Below are 20,881 nucleotides of genomic sequence, written 5' to 3'. Positions count from 1 at the left end.
AGACTGCCTCACATAGGGCAGTCTTTCTTCTTTAGGCGGAGCGTTTAAGACTTCTAAAAATTAGGCCGACGATAAATACGAGCACGATGGCTCCGATGAGAGCTGGAATGACATAAAATCCACCGATTACCGGCCCCCATCCTCCTAATATGATGGACCCTAGCCATGCACCGATAAAGCCGGCGATAATATTACCAATGATACCTCCTGGCACATCACGGCCAAGAATAAGTCCGGCAAGCCAGCCGATTACTCCTCCGATAATTAATGACCAAATGAATCCCATGAAGCATCTCTCCTTTCTTTTCAATTAAGTACCCACAGAATAAAAAGCTAAACCTGAAATTTTTTCTCATTGGACGCTGGTGCGATCTTATGCTTTTTCATTGATTCATGACATGCCTTTAATTCTTTCGTTAACTTTTTAAACCCTTCTTCATCGCGTTCATCCAGGCATTTGTCAATCTGGCGCCTTAACAAAATGATGTTAGAAATGTTTTCAGCCTGGCGTTTTTGAGCGACATGCTCATTCCACGTTTTGGGCTTTTCCCAGCGATAATCGCTCAGTTTGGTTAAGCGCAATCCGCATTTGCACAGCGCTTCATTCACATTAATCATATAAAATTCGGCATTCCCACAATCCCTGCATAACAATTTCTTCATCATCATACCACCTCCATATAATTGCTTCTTATATACCCACGCTAGCTGTATTAGTAACCTAAAAAAAATAGGTTTTAATTTTTCAAAAGCGGTTATATAACCTGTAAACACGAAAGGAGGAAGAAAAATGAAACATGTAAAAGTAGTTGAAAATGGGGTACAGGCAAGAAAAGAAATCGAACAATTCATCATGGATGGTTATACAAAGGATGAGATTTATTTATTGGCGCACGACCAACATCGATCGGAGGATTTAACGGATCAACTGGACATTAGCAGCATTGGTGTCGCCGAGGAGGGTGTTCTGGATTCACTGGCAAACGTTTTTCGGACGCGTGGTGACGAATTACGGTCAAAGCTTGAGTCATTGGGTCTGTCCACCAATGAAGCCGAGCGCTTTGAGGAAGAATTGGACCACGGAAAAGTAGTTGTCGTCGCTTCAAAAACAGCTTAACTAGTCTCGCAGGTTCCCTTATGGGGGGCCTGCACCTAAAAAGGGAGGAGAAAGAACATGAAATATTCCAAGATCAACTTTGAAAAATTAATTGGAGGACACAGGATGGTAAGACAAAAAATAAGACTTGCGCGCCGTTTTGAGGCTTCTTATGAGGAACCAATTATCCACCGTGAGATTCATGGAGAAAAAGTATATGTACCACTAAATTTGCACAGGGTGTGGAATGAAGTGTAAGGATAATTAACTGCCTAAACAACGTTTAAACAGCAGTGAACGGTGTTTAGGCAGTTAATTTTTTGGCTGTGTTTAAGGTCAAAGTTTAATTTGTAACCATGTTGATTGGGGTAAAATGACGAAGAGGAACCCGTGACTCTCGCGAAAAACGAGCGAGAGAACGGAAATCAATGGCACTGAATTTTCAAAAAATTCTCCAATAAAAGGAAATTACTCGAATTTTTCAACGGCGATATGGTAGAATAGTCATTGGATTGAAAAAGGGGGGTACCAGCATGATAAATGATTTTGGCCAAATAGCGCTAGTCAGTATTATCTCGCACTTAGTGTTTATCTCGCTTTCGTGGTGGGCCTTGCAGGCGATCCGCCTTGAGAAGTTGCTGCGGCCAAACCATGTGTTTCAGGCTCGTTTACTGTACATATTATTAGCCATTTTCATCGGTTCATCTGTTAGTAACTTTTTCCTTGATTATCTGCAATGGTCCCAGCAGCTGCCGTTGATTTTACAATAAAAATGACAAAATGGAAAAAATTTAGGTCTTCGTACATGTTCCCATTTGTCCATATTTTGAGTACAATTCTCTTTGTGTGGAAAAAATATTAGTCAGTGATTTAATGTGATAAAGTGAACATGAATCCTTTGTACATTGTTTCACGTAATAGATTAATGAAACTTGTCTAAAAGTGACGACATTTCCCAAGTATGCTCTGCTCTTCCTTGGAAACAATGGTAGTAAGGGGGAGACGAGAGATGAAGAGAAACAGTAAGATTTTTTTAGGCATGGTTTCATTTTTATGTTTTATTCTGGTTGTAATTGGGAACCGAACAACTGAAGCAAACGGCGGCCTGGATATTTTTAATAAAGAAAAAGTAGACGACGGGAGAGCGTCCATTTTTCAAAACAGCGGCGGACAGGAATTGGCGAAGATCGGCTCTGTTTTACAAGCCGAAAATATTTTGCTCAATGAATGGTCGTATTATGCACGAGAACATCTGGCAGGCCTGAAGAGTGAGAAGGAAGTTCAGGAATACGTAGATAAGCTTCAAAAAAGGTTTCCCGAGTGGGACTGGTCCGTGAAAAACACCAGCGAATATCGGGAAGTGACAGCAGTATCTCCAACATCTAAACACCACAGTGAAATGCTTCAAATTATGGCAACCCACACAAAACAACCTATCGATGCGTATATAGTTTATAGAGTTAGCGGGAGAGAATGGAATAAGATGTCAGAGGCCTTTTTCACCACCGAGCAATTCAAAAATAGGATATCTGACATATTTCGAGGAAAACCTACAGTTTTCTCTTGTATGAAAGGCGTTTTCAGTGATAAGATTGATACGGCTTTACCTGTGGAGGCTAACAGGCTAATGTCAAGCTTTAATGCAACAGAGATCGAAGCGTTAAAAGAGGAGAATTTCATGTCTGTTTCGGCATCATCGCCAATGTTTACAGGCTCCATAGATAATAAAGAAAATAACATGAATTTACAAATTGGCATACGCTCCGAAGGATTGGGCGCAGGAACTACCGTCGTAGTTGGCACACCAATCATTACGATTGAATATTAATATAGAGAAAATGGACGCGGAGGGGAATACTCTTGGAAAAGATCATCGTCCGCGGCGGACAAAGGCTTAATGGAACGGTTAAAGTAGAAGGTGCAAAAAATGCCGTCCTGCCTGTTATCGCTGCAACATTATTAGCAAGTGATGGAAAAAGTGTAATTCGTGATGTACCTACACTCTCCGATGTATACACAATTAATGAAGTTTTACGCAACTTAAATGCTGAAGTGGTATTTGACAATAATACAGTTGTTGTTGATGCATCCAGAGAGTTAAAAGATGAGGCGCCATTCGAATACGTTCGAAAAATGCGCGCGTCTGTCCTTGTCATGGGATCTTTATTGGCACGTAATGGCCGGGCTCGTGTAGCTCTTCCAGGTGGTTGTGCCATCGGATCTCGCCCTATCGACCAGCACTTAAAGGGCTTTGAAGCCATGGGTGCAACAGTGAAGGTAGGGAATGGCTTTATCGAAGCGGAGGTAGAGGGCCGCTTGAAAGGTGCCAAGATTTACTTGGATTTCCCAAGTGTTGGTGCAACGGAAAACATTATGATGGCGGCAACCTTAGCGGTTGGTACGACTATCATCGAAAACGTCGCAAAAGAACCAGAAATCGTTGATCTTGCAAACTTCCTGAACAAAATGGGCGCGCGAGTACGCGGCGCTGGTACGGGCACTCTTCGAATTGAAGGTGTCGATGTGTTATTTGGTGCAGACCATAACATCATTCCGGACCGGATTGAAGCAGGTACCTTTATGGTAGCTTCGGCGATTACGGGTGGAAATGTATTAGTGAAGGGCGCAGTTCCGGAACATTTATCTTCCTTAATTGCAAAGATGGAAGAAATGGGTGTAGAAATTCATGAGGAAGAGGATGGCGTCCGCGTTATCGGTCCTGATCGTTTGAAGGCCGTTGACATTAAAACGATGCCGCATCCAGGCTTCCCAACAGATATGCAATCACAAATGATGGCTTTATTGCTTCGTGCTGAAGGAACTTCGATGATTACAGAAACGGTGTTTGAGAATCGTTTCATGCACGTTGAAGAATTCCGCCGCATGAATGCCGATATTAAAATTGAAGGCCGTTCTGTTATCTTAAATGGTCCTTCGAATTTACAGGGTGCAGAAGTGTCTGCGACGGATTTAAGAGCCGCAGCTGCATTGATTTTAACTGGTTTGGTTTCTGAAGGCGTGACACGTGTGACTGAGCTGAAGCACTTAGACCGCGGCTACGTGGATTTCCACGGCAAATTGGCTGGGTTAGGCGCAGACATCGAGCGCGTGAAAGAAGTCGACGAGAACTTCATCGAAGTTCAGAAATACGTTTCGGATATGAATGCTTAGGTTTATTATATTGAATTGAGATTCAGTTTGAGTTTGGTGGAAACCGAAGATTGGAGTACGGTGGTCTGATATCTGACCACCGTGGCAATCTTCGGTTTTTTCTGTTCTTAATGGTTTTTGTGGTGTTAGTGTGGTGTTAGTGTGGTGTCAGGCACCGTTCGCGGACATTTGTCTTTTTGTGGTGTCAGGCACCACCTGTGAGGCACCACCTGTGGACGTTTGGTTTCCTGTGGTGGACACTGTGTGATCGCACCAAAAATTTTGTAATAAATGCTTGTCCGCTTCCATATGTTTAAGTGAGATGTATTCGGGCGGTGTGTCCGGCTGCAAATTACAAACTGGAGGCACAATCATGAAAAAAATCAAACCATTCATCGCACTAGCAGCATTCCTCATTGCCTTGACGCTAATTATCCCCGCTGTACTTGTATTACCCTTTTCAGATGAACATAAGGCAAGTGGAAAATTAGGCGAGAATCTGGCCAAGTCACCGGGAAAGGTCACAGATGTGACGTCCACATCTAAAGATCCTGCGGTTGAGGTGGCAGTCTTTCGATTTTCAAAGTCAAAAATCGAAAAGGTCCAATTAGAGGATTACCTCGTCGGAGTTGTTGCGGCTGAGATGCCGGCTGATTTCGAGGAGGAGGCACTCAAGGCCCAGGCGTTGACGGCAAGGACCTATATCGTTCACAGATTAATAACGAAGGATACGCTTGGCGTCCCAAAAGGTGCTCAGGTCAATGACACCCAAAACCATCAAGTTTATATGAATGATGATGAGCAGAGAAAATCTTGGGGCAAGGACTATGACTGGAAGAAGAAAAAGGTTTTAGAGGCGGTCCGGTCAACGAGCGGGCAAATTCTGACTTATGATGGCAAACCAATTGATGCGTTGTTTTTCTCCACCAGTAATGGCTATACGGAAAACTCTGAGGACTACTGGTCCGGCAGCATTCCTTATTTAAGAAGTGTATCGAGTCCATGGGATAAAAATTCGCCTAAGTTTAATAACCAGAAGGTGATGACAGTTCGGGAGTTTGAAGCGAAGCTGGGGGTAAAGATTGGTTCCAGCGGGACGATTGGTAAAATTGTGGAACGGACAACAGGAAAAAGGGTAGGCAAGGTGAATTTTAACGGTAAGGTTTTCAGCGGGAAAGAAATTCGCGACAAATTGGATTTAAAATCCTCCGACTTCGCCTGGGAGCGAAAGGGCAATAACATTGTTATTACAACAAAGGGCTTCGGACATGGCGTCGGGATGAGTCAGTACGGAGCGAATGGAATGGCAGAGGAAGGTTCGGATTATAAGGAGATTGTGAAGCATTACTATAAGGGAGTCGAAATCACCTCAGCAGAAAACATGCTGGCGACGATTACGGCGCAGAAATAGTATTTGGGGCCAGGCGTGCGGATGCCTGGCTTTTTGGTGTTTTTGCTTGGGGATTGGAGAAGTAGTTGATAAAAGGTGAAAAGCGGTCGATAAATTTCAAAAAGTGATCGATAAAGCCATCAAAGCCGTCGATAAAACCCAAAAACCGGTCGATAACTTGAATGGGCTTTAAAAAGGTAACTTTAAATTCATAAAATGGACATAGAATGAAGTCGATTTTTGCAGGAATATAGATTAGAAAGGAGAAGTTTTTCAAAAAAAGGAAAGGATTGATAAAATTGTTTGCAAAAGAGTGCGAGATTTCAGAGAGAATCCAAAAATATGAGGCATTGCTGGCGAGATTACAACCTAATCATCCAATTCTGCCAACTGTATTAGCAGAATATAAAACTTGGCTGGCAGGTTACAAAGGAGAAAAATCACTTGTATTCTACTTAAGTATGCTTCCAGATCCAAAATATCTAATTTTCCACAACATCCGGCTTCTATTAGGAAAGTATTTTTTCCAAATTGATTACCTAATCCTCTGCGAGGCATTTGTACTTGTTCTTGAAGTGAAAAATCGAATAGGAGAGTACTTTTTTGAAAAATACTTAAATCAAGCAACCCTAAAATATAATGGGCAGGATGAAAGAGTTAAGAATCCGGTACTGCAAGCTAGGCTGCAGGCTATGAAACTTAAAAAATGGCTGCAGAAGCATAATTGTCCTGATATTCCTGTTTATCATCTATTTGTTAATAGTAATGGAAAAGCCACAATTAGAGTGGAGCGAGGGAACGAACAAATTCTTCAAAATATCTGTAATAGTGAAAGCTTAATTGAAAAAATTACGCAAATCGCAAATTACAATAAAAAAGAAATACTAGATTTAAAAGAAATACGAAAAATGAAACGTCTTATATTAACAAATCACACACCTGAAGATTTTGAGATACTAAATCACTTTCATCTTTTGCCGAATGATATCCCCTCCGGAGTTCAATGTCCGCCACCATGCAACTTTATTCCAATGAAATATGAGTATGGTACGTGGATTTGTCCAAACTGCCAATTCAAATCAAAGACCGCTCACATCCAAGCCATCTACGATCATTTCTTGCTAATAAAACCCTCGATTACAAACTCGGAACTTCGGCAATTATTACATATCAATTCCCCTAGTGTGGCAAATAAACTTCTAAAAAAAATGGACTTAACTTTTTCAGGGAGGAAGAAGAGTAAAATTTACTTTCCAAAAAACGGCTGCATTCCCCGAACGCGGACAAGCTCCTGAGTAATACCAAAAAAAAATTTCTCCCATTCATGCATAAAAACTCCTTCATTGTCGAAAAATAAGTTTTAAAAATTTTTTCAGACTAGTGTATATAATTCTACTTATCTGTTCAGAATGATTGCTGAGGTGATGAAAATGAGAGAGGAAGAAAACAAACGATCTTCTCAAAGTTCCAGTGCAAAACGCTTTTTTAAGAAGCGTTGGGTCTTTCCAGCCATCTATATCGCAAGTGCAGCAATCATTTTAACCGGAGTTCTTTGGTATCAAGCGAGCGGCAGTAAAACAGATAAGTACGACTACAAGTCTACTGATATCGCTGGTAAAAAGAACCAGGCACCAGCCGTTGAAGTTAACAAAGCTTTAGAAAACTTCAAAATGCCAGTGGCCATGGAAAATGCTCCAGTTATCAAAACGAAATTCTATGATTTCAATGCAAAACCAGAAGACCAGGAAGCAGCTTTAGTATATTACGATAACACCTATAACCAAAGCACAGGTGTCGACATTACCGTGAAAAATGGCGAAGCGTTCGACGTTTTAGCTTCATTAAGCGGAACTGTAACTCGTGTTGAAGAAGATGCTGTTCTCGGTAACGTGATTGAAATCGAGCACGACAATGGGGTTGTAACACAATATCAATCCGTAAAAGATATTAAGGTCAAGGTTGGCGACGAAGTAAAACAAGGACAAGTTCTTGCCAAGGCTGGACAAAGCTTGTTCAATGAAAAAGCTGGAACACATGTACATTTTGAAATTCGTAAAGATGGCGTGGCTGTAAACCCAACAAACTACTTTAACAAATCGTTGAGTGCTTTACAGGAAGATACACAATCGAACGATAGCACAGAGTCAGTGGAAATGCCAAAACAAAAGCAAGATGATCAAATGATTGACGATCCTGCTTCTGATGACACTCCTTCTGATAAAGAAGACCAATCTACTGATTCAAAAGACAAGAAAAACTCTTAATTTTGTTATAAAGGGGGAAGAGGGAACTCTCCTCTTTTTTTTGTTTTTAAGGATAAAAATTCATTTTTTTGAAAAACTTTCCTCACGAAGAATTTCTTCATGGCGGTAATAACATGCCAGCAATTATTCGCTTGGGTTTACTCATTATTTCTTGGTTGACCATCTTTTATCTACCAAAAGAATCAGTAAAAAAATATACACCGGTGGCCACTTTTTCATCCATATTGGTTTTGGTTCTAAGTATTTTATCCTTTCGGTTTAAATGGTGGAGAGTCAGAGGCGGCGTCTCTAAAAAAATCTTCCATGACTTTAGCTTTATTTTTGGTCCGTATTTTGTCGGCACGATCTGGATATTTCATTTGAGCTTCGGGAGATTTTGGTTATACGGTTTGATCAATCTTTTCATGGATACAGTACTCTTATATCCTCTCAATACATTGTTTGAAAAACTAGGGCTTTATAAATTAACCAGGATTACACCCAAGCAACTTTTGTACACAACCCTAAGCTTCGCACTCTCACTCTACGGATTTCTACTATTCATATCAAAACCAAAATCCAGTGAATAAAACTGGATTTTTTTCTTATCGTTGATATACGAACGTACGTGTCCTCCAGTGATGGACAAATCAGTAGAAATGTCTTTTTGTGGTGCCTGACACCATGTTAGAATAGTAGTTAAAGGAGGGATTTTTTTGAAAAGATTAGTGGGAGTCATGCTCGCATTTTTGATCGTTGCTCTGTTTATTACTGGTTGCAGTAAGGAACCGACGCCCCAGGACAGATTCTCCGACTACATAGCTCTATGGAATCAGCAGAAGTTTGATAAGATGTATGATTATCTTTCAAATGATGCGAAACAGAAAATCACCAAAGAGGAATTCACCAGCCGCTATCAAAAAATCTACCAAGACCTTCAGATTAAAGACCTCAAGATTGACTTCAAAAAACCAAAAGAGGATAAACAGGCCGACAAGGAGAAGGCCCAATATTCTTTTACCGCTAAAATGAGCAGTATTGCCGGACCTATTCAATTTACCCACACTGCTAAGTTGCAGAAGGAAGACAGAAACGAAAAAACCAACTGGTATGTAGACTGGAATACAGAGTATATATTTCCAAAATTAAAGGACGGCGACACGATTGGCCTGAGCACGGTTACCCCGAAACGCGGGGAGATTCTCGATCGGAACGGCAACGGGCTGGCGATGAACGGCCAGGTGTATGAGGTGGGCGTGATGGCCGGGGAGGTAACTGAGCCAGTGATGGCGCAGCTTTCTCCTCTGTTGAAAATGACGCCGGATCAGATCAATAAGGCAATGAGTGCGAGCTGGGTGAAGCCCGGGTTGTTTGTGCCGCTGAGGAAAGTGTCGATGGATGACACGGAGCGGATTACCCAGCTGGTCGCACTTGAGCCAGTCAAAACGCGGAAAGTAGATGCGAGAATTTATCCTTTTGGGCAGGCTGCAGCACAGCTAATCGGGTATGTCGGGCCGATTACGGCAGATGAGCTGGAGAAGCGAAAGGACAAAGGTTATACAAGCCGTGATGTAATTGGCAAGCGAGGGCTCGAGCAGGTATTCGATGAGCAGTTGAAGGGTACGAGCGGTGTTAAAATCGTGATTAAAAAGAAGACTGGTGGTACCAGCACGGGCTCCGGCTCAGGTCCGGAGGAAGTGCTTGCCGAAAAGCCAGTGCTGGATGGGAAGAATGTTAAGCTGACGATCGACGGCGGGACACAGAAGGCGATCTTTGACGAGATGGGCGGGGAAGCCGGAGCAGCCGCAGCGATGAATCCGGTTAATGGGGAGACGCTGGCGTTAGTCAGCAGCCCGTCGTTTGACCCGAACCAAGCGACGCTGGGGTTTTCAGCGGATGAGTGGAAGGCGCTGCAGGAGGATGCCAAAAAACCGCTGACGACACGGTTCAAGCAGGCTTATGCACCAGGTTCGGTCATGAAGGCCCTGACGGCATCTGTCGCACTCGAGAGCGGTTCTTTAAAGCCGGAGGAGGAGGTGCCAATCCTCGGGAAGAAATGGCAAAAGGATGCCTCTTGGGGAGGCTATTTCGTTACACGGGTGCACGAGGGCAGTCCGATTAATTTGGAGAAGGCGTTCGTGTTTTCGGATAATATATATTTCGCCCAGGCGGCGTTGAAAACGGGCAAGGATGCGTTTGCAAGCGGGCTGAAGAAGTTTGGCTTTGAGGAAGAACTAGCATATCCGTATCCGCTTGAAACCTCGAGAATTGGTGCGCTTGAAAGCGACATATCGCTAGGCGATACGGGCTACGGACAAGGGCAGATTCAAATGAGCATTGTTCATTTAATGGCTTCTTATACTCCATTTATGAATGGTGGCAATATGATTAAGCCGATTCTATTGGATGAAGAGCAGCGGAGCCAGGTATGGCGGGAAGCAGTGGTCTCGAGTGAGCATGCAGGGATGGTCGCGGCTGATTTAAGGAAGGTTGTGACCGATACAGGAGGTACGGGGCATACGGCCGATATGGCCGACTATCCGTTGGCTGGAAAAACGGGCACGGCTGAGATCAAGCAGAAGCAAGGCGAAACTGGTACTGAAAACGGATGGTTTATCGCCTACAACACCAATTCTCCGAGCCTGATGGTGGCGATGCTGGTTGAGGGAGTGCAGGGCCGGGGCGGTTCACAGGTGCCGGTGAAAAAGGTGAAAAACATTTTTATGAAAATGAAGTGAGTTGGCCAAAAACCAATCCGTGCTGCGGGTTGGTTTTTTTGTTGCCTGCACCGTAAGCCGCTATGCCGCTATGCCGGTGAAATATCCACACAGGCGAAACCACCTGTGTGAATTTTTGGGGGCTATGTTTCAACCGGCTTATATTGATATATTTTCAAGTCGATTATTCCATTCAAGCCTACTTCTACCCCTTCGGCTTCGAGCGACCACAATTGCTCCTGGTAGGATTCCTCATTCTGCAGGCCGATTTGCCCTTTGGCATTGATGACACGGTGCCAGGGCAGGCGATGTTTTTTACTCATGGAATGAAGGATGCGGACGACTTGCCGCGCTGCTCTGGGACTGCCGGCCAGCGCGGCAATTTGTCCATAGGTCATAACTTTTCCAGCAGGGATATTTCGAATGATTTTTACGACATTTTCTGTGAATGGAGTCACGGCAATATTCCTTTCTAAGGCAGCATAAACATATTATATAAGAGTTTTTATCATTTTGGTCGAAGTGGTCGAAGGTAATGGCAAAAAAAATGAGGGATTTTGGGGTAGAAAATTAGAGAGAAACACCGTTTCTGACTACAAAATTGCCACTTTTGAATAATTTTTTCTCGACAAATTTCTCAGGAAATAATGCCATCAATAATTGTATTTCCTTAAAAAACCTTGGTAACAAGCGGTTTTGGGCAATACAACAAGTTTGTCGAAAAAGTGGAAGGTGTCCTATTTTTCAAAAAATTTCCGAAAAGCCTTGTACCGATTGGGGATTTTGTGCATAAACCCGTATCCAAGCTAATAAACTGTTACAAACCTTTACAAAGAGAGTGTTTGAGGTGAAGAGTCGTTTGAAGTTAGCGGGAATTCAGCCGGGGACATGATTATTCATTGTATGATCAGAAGGTACATTACTTTCTGCCGCATGGTGCCTCTTCTTAATAAGTGGGCGTCCGCCACAGGTGGACAAAATGGCAAAAATGTCTTTTTGTGGTGCCTGACACCACAAAAAAACACACATGCGGAAGCAGAATTGGTCGAAGTGATAAGCGGGTCTCATTTCACACTACTCACATCCAATTTAGGGAGGGCGAGAGTGTGCACGATTACATCAAAGAGAGAACTATCAAGATTGGAAAGTATATCGTGGAGACGAGGAAAACGGTTCGCGTGATTGCGAAGGAGTTTGGCGTATCCAAAAGTACAGTCCATAAGGATTTGACAGAGAGACTACCTGAAATTAATCCAGAGCTGGCAAACGAAGTAAAGGAAATATTAGATTATCATAAATCGATTCGTCATCTCCGGGGCGGCGAGGCGACAAAAATGAAGTATCAAAAAGAAGAAAAGGAAGGAGAGGCTGTCAAGTAAGCCATGATCCTTTTCGAAAATAGCTAATTTCTTGATGTTTGAACCTCGTTTCAAACATCACTTTTGTTTTAAAGGAGATTAAATTTTCTAACGAGATTTTCACAAGAAACGAACGTATTTCAAGGTGTTCTCTTGTATTCTTCCCCTAGCTGTCATATTTCTGCAAAATTCTACGTTATTTTTTTATATTGTTATGGAAATTGTAATGAATATGATACAATAGACAATTAGGAAAAGAATGTGGAATTCCGCTCTGAGGAGGAAAGAAAAGAGAATGTTTGCAAGGGATATTGGGATTGATTTAGGAACGGCTAACGTGCTGATTCACGTAAAAGGCCGTGGAATCGTATTAAACGAGCCTTCTGTCGTTGCCATTGACAAAAATACAAACAAGGTTCTTGCCGTCGGTGAAGAAGCCCGCCGTATGGTCGGACGTACACCAGGAAATATAGTCGCGATTCGCCCGCTTAAGGATGGCGTTATTGCTGACTTTGACGTTACAGAAGCAATGTTAAAACATTTTATTAATAAACTTAACGTAAAAGGCTTTTTATCTAAGCCGCGCATCTTGATTTGCTGCCCTACCAATATTACAAGTGTTGAGCAAAAAGCGATCCGTGAGGCTGCTGAAAAAAGCGGCGGGAAAAAGGTCTATCTAGAAGAGGAGCCTAAGGTGGCTGCAATTGGCGCAGGGATGGACATCTTCCAGCCAAGCGGCAATATGGTAGTGGACATCGGGGGAGGAACGACAGATGTTGCAGTGCTTTCAATGGGCGATATCGTGACTTCTTCCTCCATCAAAATGGCTGGCGACAAGTTCGATATGGAGATCCTCAACTACATTAAGCGCGAGTACAAGCTGTTGATCGGTGAGCGCACAGCGGAAAATATTAAAATCAACATCGGTACTGTATTCCCAGGTTCACGTTCGGAAGAAATGGAAATTCGCGGCCGTGACATGGTAAGCGGTTTGCCGCGCACGATTACTGTTCGTTCTGAAGAAATTGAAGGCTCTTTGCGCGAATCCGTGGCCGTTATCGTTCAGGCTGCCAAAAGTGTCCTTGAGCGTACACCGCCAGAACTTTCTGCCGACATCATTGACCGCGGTGTCATTCTGACCGGTGGTGGAGCATTGCTGCACGGCATCGATATGCTGCTTGCGGATGAACTAAAGGTTCCAGTTCTTGTGGCTGAAAATCCAATGGACTGCGTTGCAATCGGAACGGGCATCATGCTTGATAACATCGATCGGATTTCGAACCGGAAATTTGGATAATCGGATACTGACCACGACCGATAATTGGTGTTTTTTCAATTTAGGTTGTATGACATCTTACCATGAAAAGTCTAATGTGCAGGCTGGAAAAAAGCCTCATTCATTGGACTTTTTTATTTTGTTTATAAAGTCATTTGTTGAATTTTTAACAATTGATTGGAGTGGAAGGCACGAAGACTACTATGGGAGTAAGGGGCAGGGGAGACCACACAGGCGCTTAAGCGCCGAGGAGGCTCCCCGGCACACCCTAAGGTTCGCGAAGTGCCTTGAGCGCAATTCAACGAAAATTATAATTAAATTCCCCATTTTTCGCGTTTTTTTAACATGAATTGACTTTTTCCTGTAAAAAGTTAATGTGTAATGATGAATAATTTTTTATAATAGAATAAATGTGACATAATATGTATTAACTCACTGATTCCGAAGGCGAATGGCGGAATTCGGTTAAAGGGGAAATAAAGCATGTCTGTAAATAATCTAAACCAACATCAAGTGCGAACGAGAGAAGAATATAAAAAAGCGGTTCAAAAAGTAAAGGAAGAAAAGACAGAAGTGAAACCGCAGAATACAAAAGCCGCAGCCCCAAAAGGGAAGGAACGGGTCAGGATCCGTCTAATTCCGATTTGGCTTCGTCTAGTTCTGTTGGTCGTGTTCGTCTTTATCAGCCTCATGGCTGGAGCGGTCGTCGGTTACGGCGTACTTGGAGGCGGGAAGGCAGCAGATGTATTTAAAGAATCCACTTGGACACATATCCGCGATTTAGTTGATAAAAAATAAATGAAAGGAAGGGAGCTAATTCCCTTCCTTTTTGTGTACCTTAAGTATAGAATAGAAAATAAATACGAGCTACTAGTAGGAGGTACTAATTCTATGCTTGATATCGATCAAATTAAAGAAATTATTCCGCACCGATACCCATTTTTGTTGGTAGACCGCATTTTGGAAGTGGAAGAAGGCGTTCGTGCGGTGGGCATTAAAAATGTTTCCGCCAATGAAGAGTTTTTCAATGGCCATTTTCCTGATTATCCAGTTATGCCTGGTGTCTTAATTGTCGAAGCACTTGCACAGGTCGGAGCCGTGGCCATGTTGAAAAAAGAAGAAAACCGCGGACGGTTAGCCTTTTTTGCAGGAATAGACGGCTGCCGCTTTAAAAAGCAGGTAAAACCTGGCGACCAGCTTCGTCTTGAAGTGGAAATCATCCGTCTGCGTGGGCCGATTGGAAAAGGAAAAGCTGTTGCATCCGTTGATGGCGAAGTCGCCTGCGAAGCGGAAATCACTTTTGCGTTGGGGGACAAAAAGGAATAGGCCGGACTTGGTTCCAGGCCTTTTTTTTTCAAAAAAATCCCACAAAAGATTTTTGGCCCCTTGGGGAAACTAAAAGCAGACCATGGAAAGGTCAAATTTTAGTTGAAAGGGGCTTTTTGCCTTGAAGAAAAGGATTTCATTACTGCTTTCAGGGTCTATCCTATCTGCGATGTTGGTTGGTTTAACTGGTTGTAATACCAATACCAAAAATGATATAAATCCTCCGCCGCCAACCAATAACAGAATTGATAACGATTTGGACAATGATGGGGTTAATGACAGATATGAAAGAAATAATATGAATAACCGTAACAATAATTTAAACAATAACTTGAATAACCGTAACAATGATTTAAACGACAATAATATCATTGACCGAGATCACTATCCGGAATCTGAGGATAAAAACAGACCTACGGACAAAGACCCAGGCAAGGACAATAATACTCCACGAGAAGAAATAATCGAGGATGATATTGACCGCCACGACGCTGATAATAAAGACGAATAAGAAGAAGGGACAGCCCGAGCGGCTTGTCCCTTCTTTCCCTTTAAAAACCAGTCCGAGGGCTGGTCTTAGTCTAGGTGCTCTTCACTTTAAGCTTCGGCTTGCTCTTCATATTTTCCTTGAATTCGTTAAGAAGGGCCTGGCCTGAAAGTCCTTTTTGGAGCAGATTTTCGAGCAAGAGCTCGGAATAGTCGCTTTTATTGCGGCGAAGATGGCCTTCAAATAGGACGCTGATGTGCTTTTCAAATTTCGTTAACGAGCTAATTTTTGTTTGGAAAAACGCAGGTGCGTTCTCCTTTTTGGTGATAACTGCTTCGACAATAATGTCGCGTTTTTGCTCGAAAATGTTTTTGAAATAATCATAGAGGGAGAGATCGGTATAAGCCTCCATCAGCCAGGTGGAGCGGTCGTCTTCTTTATTGAGAATCAAGCCATCTTCTAACGGGACTTCAACCGAAGTGTCATCTTCCACAACTTCCAACGAGAATAACTTAAACGATTTCATCTTGACCTCCTGTGTTTATTTTTCCTAATTATAACATACGCTAAAAGAAAGCAAATGTCGAAAAATATTTGTCGAAATGAGGAATATCATTTTTTTTTGAAAAACCAACAGCTTTCCTTGACAAAAAACCCCTTGAAAAACAGTTTTTCGAGCAAAAGCAGTCTCGAAAAAGCCCTTAAGGCGGTTTTACAGTCGGCGGGCCCGGAGCGTATGATGAAACCATCAAATGCGAAGGAGTTGAAGGCATGATCAATCAAGTCACTCTTGTCGGCAGGCTGACGAGGGATCCGGAATTAAGGACGACGACGGAAGGGACGCATGTAGCGCATATCACGCTGGCGGTAAATCGCCACTATCGCAACCACAATGGAGAGATTGAAGCCGATTTTGTCCAGTGCACCCTTTGGCGGAATGCTGCCGAAAATACGTGCAAATATTGTCGAAAGGGAGCCGTATTGGGGGTAACCGGCCGGCTGCAGACCCGCCATTATGAAAAAGAGGGAAAGAAAGTCTACGTTACTGAAGTGATTGCGGAGTCCGTACGCTTTTTAAGCGCCAAGCCCCAGCATGAGGTGGTACCTGAGCAAAGACGTGAAGCTGCGCCGGAACAAAGGCGCGATACAGTTCCAGAGCCAAGACATGAGTTTGTGCCTGATCAAGGCCGTGGTTCAGCCCCAGAGCCAAGACATGAGTTTGTTCCGGAACAAAGACATGAACCTAAGCCAGAGCAAAAAAGGGAGGAAGTCTCCATTGGATTTTAACAATAAAAATGCTGCCAACTTAGAGCAGCTGCTGGAAAGTTTGATCAAAATGGTTGGAAAGGCCAATCAAAATGTCGACAGCCTGCAAAAGCGCGTTAGTCAGCTGGAATGCCTCATTATGGAGGAGCAGCTTGAAATCAGGGAAAGAGGCCCCCTTAGAATCCACTCCAATTACCCGCATAAAAGCTCGAAAAACATTCCTTTTCCCATAAGCTAACCAACCCGATTTCCCCAGTATAAGAAAATCAATCATGTCTTCGAGGCCATCCCCAATTCTGAATTCCGGCAGCCGTTGATTGCCGGAATTTTTTTTGTATAAAAAATATTCCTTTGGGCAAACTAAATGAAAAACCCCCCTGTTTTTTTAGAAGAAGCCGCTGAACACGTGTCAGCGGCTTCTTTGATGTTTTTTTTCAACTTTTTGCAGGCACATGGAAGGAAAGAGAGAAATTATCGTCGAATAATGTATACAAATGTAATATTTAGGGGGATTTTGTTTGAAGAGTAGAAATTCATTAATTTTTATCGGAGAAAAAAAGAGTAAGAAAAACCTGCAGTTCACAAGAAAACCCAGCTTTTACGATGCCATCCTGCTTTCAAATCAGTCACCGCAATCACCCAAGGCCCCATCCTACCAATCTATCCCGCTCGACAGCAAGGCAAACATTCAATTCCACTTCTATGATTCCAACATTCATCTTATCTACCAAAAGCAATCACTAAAAATTTTTTCCTGTCACCGCCAGTTAACTGAAACAGAAGTATTTGACCTTTTTCACCACTTTGCCGTCAAAGAAGGTGATAAGGTGTCCTTTTTGAGCTTTTTCCCGAGTGAAAAAACAAGTGCACGAAAGAGAAAAAAGGTGCGCGTTTTGTCGGAGGAGAAGGAACTGAAGGAGGAGGAAGTCGAAGATACATTTATTTAAATTTCCAAGTTCGAAAAGATGACACTGTTATGACACAGAATTGACACCTTCCTTTGTATTATGACAATTTGTGATACTCTTTTAATCTATTTGTAACATAACTGGTACATTGTTCTGGTATAACTATAGTACTAAGGAAGGGAGAAAACGTATGCAAACGACAATAAAGCGTATCATTCTCGTGTTACTTACATTGGTGTTATGTGAAACTGGTACAATAGTTACATATGCACAAACCAATAGCCAAGCCCTACATAATGCTAAGCAGCAGCTTCAGCAGCAACAAAAATTAGTAGAGCAAAAAGCACAAGAAAAGCAAACCGTTAATAAAGAAATCGAACAAATTCAGCAAGAATTGCAATCTCTATATACATTTATTACACAAAACAAAGAATCAATGGCTAATACACAAAAGAAAATAGATGCAACCAACCAGTTGATTGAAAAGAAGAAAGAAGAAATCGTCGCCCTTGAGGATAAAATTCTTGCCCGCAAAGGGATTATGAAGCAAAGGGCAGTTGCGCTTCAGCAGAACGATAGCTTGAGCCTTGTGATTAACCTTTTCTTCGAATCTGACAGCATCTCTGAATTCATTCAGCGTGCAAGTGCAGCGTCTGCTTTGATGGATGCGGATAAAGATATTTTAACAGCACAAAAAGAAGATCTTCAGAAGATTGAAGACGATAAAAAAGAGATTGATAGACAAGAACAGAGATTAGAAGAAGACCAAAACGTACTTGCGAAGCAACAGGCAGAGCTTAATCAAAATCTTCAAAAGAGACAGCAAGCTTTAACAGCCATGCAGCAAAAATTAAGTCAAATTGTACAGCAAATGGCACTAGCCGAGCAGGAAAAGGCCGGCATTGAATCACAGATGAAAGACATGCAAGCGAAGATTGCCAGCGAAGCAGCAACGGCAAAAGCGCAGCCAGTATCAGCTCCAGCTCAAAGCAAACCAGCGGCAGCGGTCAAGGGTAAAGAGATGTATGTATCGGCATCCGCATATACTGCTTCCTGTGCGGGATGTTCAGGTGTAACTACTATGGGCTACAATTTAAAGGCCAATCCAAACCTGAAAATAATTGCCGTTGACCCAAGTGTCATCCCTCTAGGCAGTAAAGTATGGGTAGAAGGCTATGGCGAAGCCATTGCAGGCGATACGGGCGGTGCTATTAAAGGACACAAAATCGACGTGTTTATGCCAACCCAATCTCAAGCTTTAGCATGGGGCAGAAGAACAGTAAAAGTCATTATTATGCAATAGAATTTAGAAGAGATCCAAAACCCTAGAGGGGATGTGGATCTCTTTTTTGTGTGTCACACGAATGGTGCCTGACACTATCAAATTAATTTTTGGTTGTTTATTAATTCTTTTAAGTAGACAACCATTTCTTCTTCCTAAGCAGGGCTAAGTGCACTGTTGCTTTAAGAAATCCCATTTTATCTTGAAAAACTTGTAAAATACGTACGGATTCAATCTAATTCTATCACTAGTAAAAAAAATCCTTTACCTCAATAGGAAAGTAGTGTAATTCATTCATTTTTTTCATGTAGCGGCAAATAGACCTTTTGGATGAATTTATCGATTAATCGGGGAAGGTATTTTTTCCGCCGGTGAACCAGCGCGTTAACGATTGCCCTTTTTTCCTCCTGTGGCACATTCCAGTCCTCAGGTATTAAGGAAACGATTTCTTCAATTAAAAAGGTTGGAATCCTCTGAATGATTTCAAGCCCTTCGCCGAAGGCTTCCTTGTCTTCAATAAATAGTGCCATTAGTTGGTGTGTACGGCTTTTCATCACTTTTGCAGGGAGCTTGGACAAATAGGGCAGCGTCCAACAGTAAGAACCAAATATTTCTGCATGATCGATGACTCGTAGATGATAGGAATTTTGATTTTCTTCGTGTAAAAGGATGTTTTTGAGTGTGCGATCGCGATTGTACAGCCAATAGTCGAATAAAATGATGGCAGCTAGAGAGCGGTGATTGCTAATTTCGGCCACTTTACGCACCTGATGGCCATTAGAACAGTTTGGAACGAAGAGGGAGGCAAACTGTGTTTTAGAAAAATTCAGCTGTGCGAGTTGTGGGACATCGGAGGAGAATTCTTCTGGTATTTCTACTAATCGGGCGAAGGGAATCGGGAGACCTAGGTATCGCGCTAAGCAGTATGCAATCCACTCATTCGGTAGAGATTTTTCGAAACCAGGTTGAAAATATTTAACTGCATATTCTTTTCCGTCATTAAATCTAATCAGGTGAGCATTCGATTTCCCCTCCAGCCGCCTTACATAAGCAATTGGTTCGATCACGGAGAATTCACCTCACGATCTGTTTCGTTATCGTTATCTATAAGCTTTTTTAAAAAGTCGACGTATTGATCCGCAACAACATGAATGGCAAACTTTTGTTGGACATGCTGAATCGCTGCTTCTGACATTTGTTGATAGAGATTTCGGTTATCTAAGATTTGGTACAGCTGTTCGACTGCCTCTTGGACATTGTGCCCTTGAAAGAGCAATCCGGTCTTTTCATGGACAACGATTTCTGAGATTGGCATGAAATGAGAAGCGACAACAGGTACACCGCATATCATCGATTCTATAAAGGTATTTCCAAAGGATTCGGTTTTGGTGGTGGCAAGGGTACAGCCTCCTGATTGGCGGATTTTCGAATAGACATGAGGCATTTGCTGATATGGGATGACTGGGAACCACTTAATAATATCTGTAAGCTGCTCCTCTTGCCATGCCGCTGCAAATTCTTCACGTTGCACGCTATGTGCACCACCAATGAGCCAAATTTCTACATCATCGCGTTCGCTTTTAATCGTTTTGGCGACTTCTAGCAGCATCGGCCAGTTTTTACGCTTATCCACTCGGCCAATCCATCCGATGATTTTTTTATTGGTGGTCGGTAAAGGTGGAGTGGAATAATCAATCTCCTCTATTGCTAAGGGTCGAAAGAAGGAAGTATCTACTCCATTGTATATTACTTGGATGGGGATATCTTCCGTCAGGATGGATACTAATCGCTTTTGATAGTGGGAAGGGACGATAATGGATACTAGTTGGATACCTCTGAAATTTTTTAAATGCGGCTGCAGTTTGATGAGTTCTGGTGTGCGCGCTTCAACAATGACGGGCCCTTTAAATTTTGCTTTTTTTATCCATTTGAAAGCAGCCCCTGTGTCCACAACAATAATGGCATCGTACCCATTTTTCTTAATCAAATTAATGATGGACTTTTCATCCTTCGTTAAATAAACAGGAGCTACATCCTGCATGATGTGCAAACCACCGTGATCAGTGGTGTAAAGAAATTCCGTTTCAATTCCATGTTGCTTAAAATAAATGGCGCGATTCCGCCAACCGGCATTAACTCCACCAACTGTTAGCAGGCGCCAGATAATTAGTACTTTCATATTGTTTCTCCATTGCTAACAAAGTAGCTCCTCCTCAGCTTGGATTATGGATTTAGCCCAATTTCAGCAGTTGGCTGTGGGGGTAGGCTAACGCCCTTTTTTTCCATGATACTTTCCCTTTTCCCGGCTTTTATCTTTGCTTCGTTTTTTTTCTTTATCCCGCCGTTTACCGTTGCTCCCACTACTATCACTATCACGTTTTC

The 20,881-nt window shown here is 42.5% G+C and carries 23 protein-coding genes and 1 pseudogene; 18 read left to right on the top strand and 6 right to left on the bottom strand.

Translation table 11 applies throughout. From position 1 onward, the window contains the following. Positions 1–31: 31 nt before the first annotated feature. Together V7161_RS16490 and V7161_RS16485 are read right to left on the bottom strand one after the other, a co-directional pair. Positions 32–286 (bottom strand): GlsB/YeaQ/YmgE family stress response membrane protein, encoded by a 255-nt coding sequence (locus tag V7161_RS16490; protein ID WP_335714060.1) that lies wholly within the window; start codon positions 284–286, stop codon positions 32–34. A gap of 47 nt (positions 287–333) precedes the next feature. Continuing rightward, the gene (locus V7161_RS16485; RefSeq protein ID WP_335714059.1) at positions 334–663 is read right to left on the bottom strand and encodes an IDEAL domain-containing protein; all 330 of its coding nucleotides are present in this window, start codon (positions 661–663) and stop codon (positions 334–336) included. A gap of 127 nt (positions 664–790) precedes the next feature. On the opposite strand from V7161_RS16485, the gene V7161_RS16480 reads away from it, so the two are divergent. The 9 genes from V7161_RS16480 (at position 791) to V7161_RS16440 (ending at position 10,617) form a co-directional block, all read left to right on the top strand. Next, a complete protein-coding gene (locus tag V7161_RS16480; RefSeq protein WP_335714058.1) occupies positions 791–1,117 on the top strand; it encodes a general stress protein in 327 nt (108 codons plus the stop codon). Positions 1,118–1,174: 57 nt separating this feature from the next. Then, positions 1,175–1,354 carry a hypothetical protein gene (locus tag V7161_RS16475; protein ID WP_335714057.1) on the top strand — a complete coding sequence of 60 codons (180 nt, stop codon included), beginning with the start codon at positions 1,175–1,177 and terminating at the stop codon, positions 1,352–1,354. Between the two features lie 275 nt (positions 1,355–1,629). After that, entirely contained in the window at positions 1,630–1,866 is a 237-nt protein-coding gene (locus V7161_RS16470) for a DUF1146 family protein (protein WP_335714056.1), read from the top strand. A 239-nt stretch (positions 1,867–2,105) separates the two neighbouring features. Next, a complete protein-coding gene (locus tag V7161_RS16465; protein ID WP_335714055.1) occupies positions 2,106–2,924 on the top strand; it encodes a YwmB family TATA-box binding protein in 819 nt (272 codons plus the stop codon). 32 nt (positions 2,925–2,956) lie between these two features. Further along, a complete protein-coding gene (murA, locus tag V7161_RS16460; protein ID WP_335714054.1) occupies positions 2,957–4,267 on the top strand; it encodes a UDP-N-acetylglucosamine 1-carboxyvinyltransferase in 1,311 nt (436 codons plus the stop codon). Positions 4,268–4,619: 352 nt separating this feature from the next. After that, positions 4,620–5,657, top strand: a complete 1,038-nt coding sequence (gene spoIID / locus V7161_RS16455; RefSeq protein WP_335714053.1) for a stage II sporulation protein D — start codon at positions 4,620–4,622, stop codon at positions 5,655–5,657. 278 nt (positions 5,658–5,935) lie between these two features. Then, positions 5,936–6,931: a nuclease-related domain-containing protein gene (locus V7161_RS16450; protein WP_335714052.1), complete on the top strand. Its 996-nt coding sequence runs from the start codon at positions 5,936–5,938 to the stop codon at positions 6,929–6,931. Between the two features lie 135 nt (positions 6,932–7,066). Then, positions 7,067–7,900, top strand: a complete 834-nt coding sequence (locus tag V7161_RS16445) for a M23 family metallopeptidase (RefSeq protein ID WP_335714085.1) — start codon at positions 7,067–7,069, stop codon at positions 7,898–7,900. A gap of 695 nt (positions 7,901–8,595) precedes the next feature. Next, entirely contained in the window at positions 8,596–10,617 is a 2,022-nt protein-coding gene (locus V7161_RS16440) for a penicillin-binding transpeptidase domain-containing protein (protein WP_335714051.1), read from the top strand. A 122-nt stretch (positions 10,618–10,739) separates the two neighbouring features. Here V7161_RS16440 and V7161_RS16435 read toward each other — a convergent pair whose 3' ends face one another. Continuing rightward, positions 10,740–11,054: an MGMT family protein gene (locus V7161_RS16435; protein ID WP_335714050.1), complete on the bottom strand. Its 315-nt coding sequence runs from the start codon at positions 11,052–11,054 to the stop codon at positions 10,740–10,742. Positions 11,055–11,702: 648 nt separating this feature from the next. Between V7161_RS16435 and spoIIID the strand changes: the two genes are divergently transcribed. From spoIIID to V7161_RS16410, 5 genes are all read left to right on the top strand, one after another. Continuing rightward, positions 11,703–11,975: a sporulation transcriptional regulator SpoIIID gene (gene spoIIID, locus V7161_RS16430; RefSeq protein ID WP_007086083.1), complete on the top strand. Its 273-nt coding sequence runs from the start codon at positions 11,703–11,705 to the stop codon at positions 11,973–11,975. Between the two features lie 274 nt (positions 11,976–12,249). Then, positions 12,250–13,251 (top strand): rod shape-determining protein, encoded by a 1,002-nt coding sequence (locus V7161_RS16425; protein ID WP_335714049.1) that lies wholly within the window; start codon positions 12,250–12,252, stop codon positions 13,249–13,251. Positions 13,252–13,713: 462 nt separating this feature from the next. Further along, positions 13,714–14,028, top strand: a complete 315-nt coding sequence (locus V7161_RS16420; protein ID WP_335714048.1) for a DNA-directed RNA polymerase subunit beta — start codon at positions 13,714–13,716, stop codon at positions 14,026–14,028. Positions 14,029–14,121: 93 nt separating this feature from the next. Continuing rightward, complete coding sequence (gene fabZ / locus V7161_RS16415) at positions 14,122–14,556, top strand: 3-hydroxyacyl-ACP dehydratase FabZ (protein ID WP_223594799.1); 435 nt, start codon at positions 14,122–14,124, stop codon at positions 14,554–14,556. 121 nt (positions 14,557–14,677) lie between these two features. Continuing rightward, entirely contained in the window at positions 14,678–15,067 is a 390-nt protein-coding gene (locus V7161_RS16410; RefSeq protein WP_335714047.1) for a hypothetical protein, read from the top strand. Positions 15,068–15,137: 70 nt separating this feature from the next. Here the strand turns inward: V7161_RS16410 and V7161_RS16405 are convergent, their stop codons facing one another. Next, on the bottom strand, positions 15,138–15,569 hold the full coding sequence (locus V7161_RS16405; protein ID WP_335714046.1) for a YwpF-like family protein: 432 nt from the start codon (positions 15,567–15,569) through the stop codon (positions 15,138–15,140). A 245-nt stretch (positions 15,570–15,814) separates the two neighbouring features. On the opposite strand from V7161_RS16405, the pseudogene ssb reads away from it, so the two are divergent. From ssb to V7161_RS16385, 4 genes and pseudogenes are all read left to right on the top strand, one after another. After that, positions 15,815–16,162, top strand: a pseudogene (gene ssb, locus V7161_RS16400) (single-stranded DNA-binding protein); the annotation flags it as partial. 157 nt (positions 16,163–16,319) lie between these two features. Further along, a complete protein-coding gene (locus tag V7161_RS16395; protein ID WP_335714045.1) occupies positions 16,320–16,547 on the top strand; it encodes a hypothetical protein in 228 nt (75 codons plus the stop codon). Positions 16,548–16,827: 280 nt separating this feature from the next. Then, positions 16,828–17,256: a hypothetical protein gene (locus V7161_RS16390; protein WP_335714044.1), complete on the top strand. Its 429-nt coding sequence runs from the start codon at positions 16,828–16,830 to the stop codon at positions 17,254–17,256. Between the two features lie 151 nt (positions 17,257–17,407). Beyond that, positions 17,408–18,520 carry a 3D domain-containing protein gene (locus tag V7161_RS16385; RefSeq protein WP_335714043.1) on the top strand — a complete coding sequence of 371 codons (1,113 nt, stop codon included), beginning with the start codon at positions 17,408–17,410 and terminating at the stop codon, positions 18,518–18,520. 269 nt (positions 18,521–18,789) lie between these two features. On the opposite strand, the gene V7161_RS16380 is transcribed toward V7161_RS16385, so the two are convergent. Together V7161_RS16380 and V7161_RS16375 are read right to left on the bottom strand one after the other, a co-directional pair. After that, on the bottom strand, positions 18,790–19,566 hold the full coding sequence (locus V7161_RS16380; protein ID WP_335714042.1) for a HipA family kinase: 777 nt from the start codon (positions 19,564–19,566) through the stop codon (positions 18,790–18,792). After that, positions 19,563–20,678, bottom strand: coding sequence for a glycosyltransferase family 4 protein (locus tag V7161_RS16375; RefSeq protein ID WP_335714041.1), 1,116 nt, complete (start codon positions 20,676–20,678; stop codon positions 19,563–19,565). The genes V7161_RS16380 and V7161_RS16375 overlap by 4 nt, the downstream gene beginning before the upstream one ends. Positions 20,679–20,881: the final 203 nt, after the last annotated feature.

This window comes from Neobacillus drentensis (assembly GCF_036965425.1).
Taxonomy (GTDB): domain Bacteria; phylum Bacillota; class Bacilli; order Bacillales; family Cytobacillaceae; genus Neobacillus; species Neobacillus drentensis_F.
Note: the sequence above shows the minus strand (reverse complement) of the source record. Positions and strands in the feature narration are given on the sequence as shown.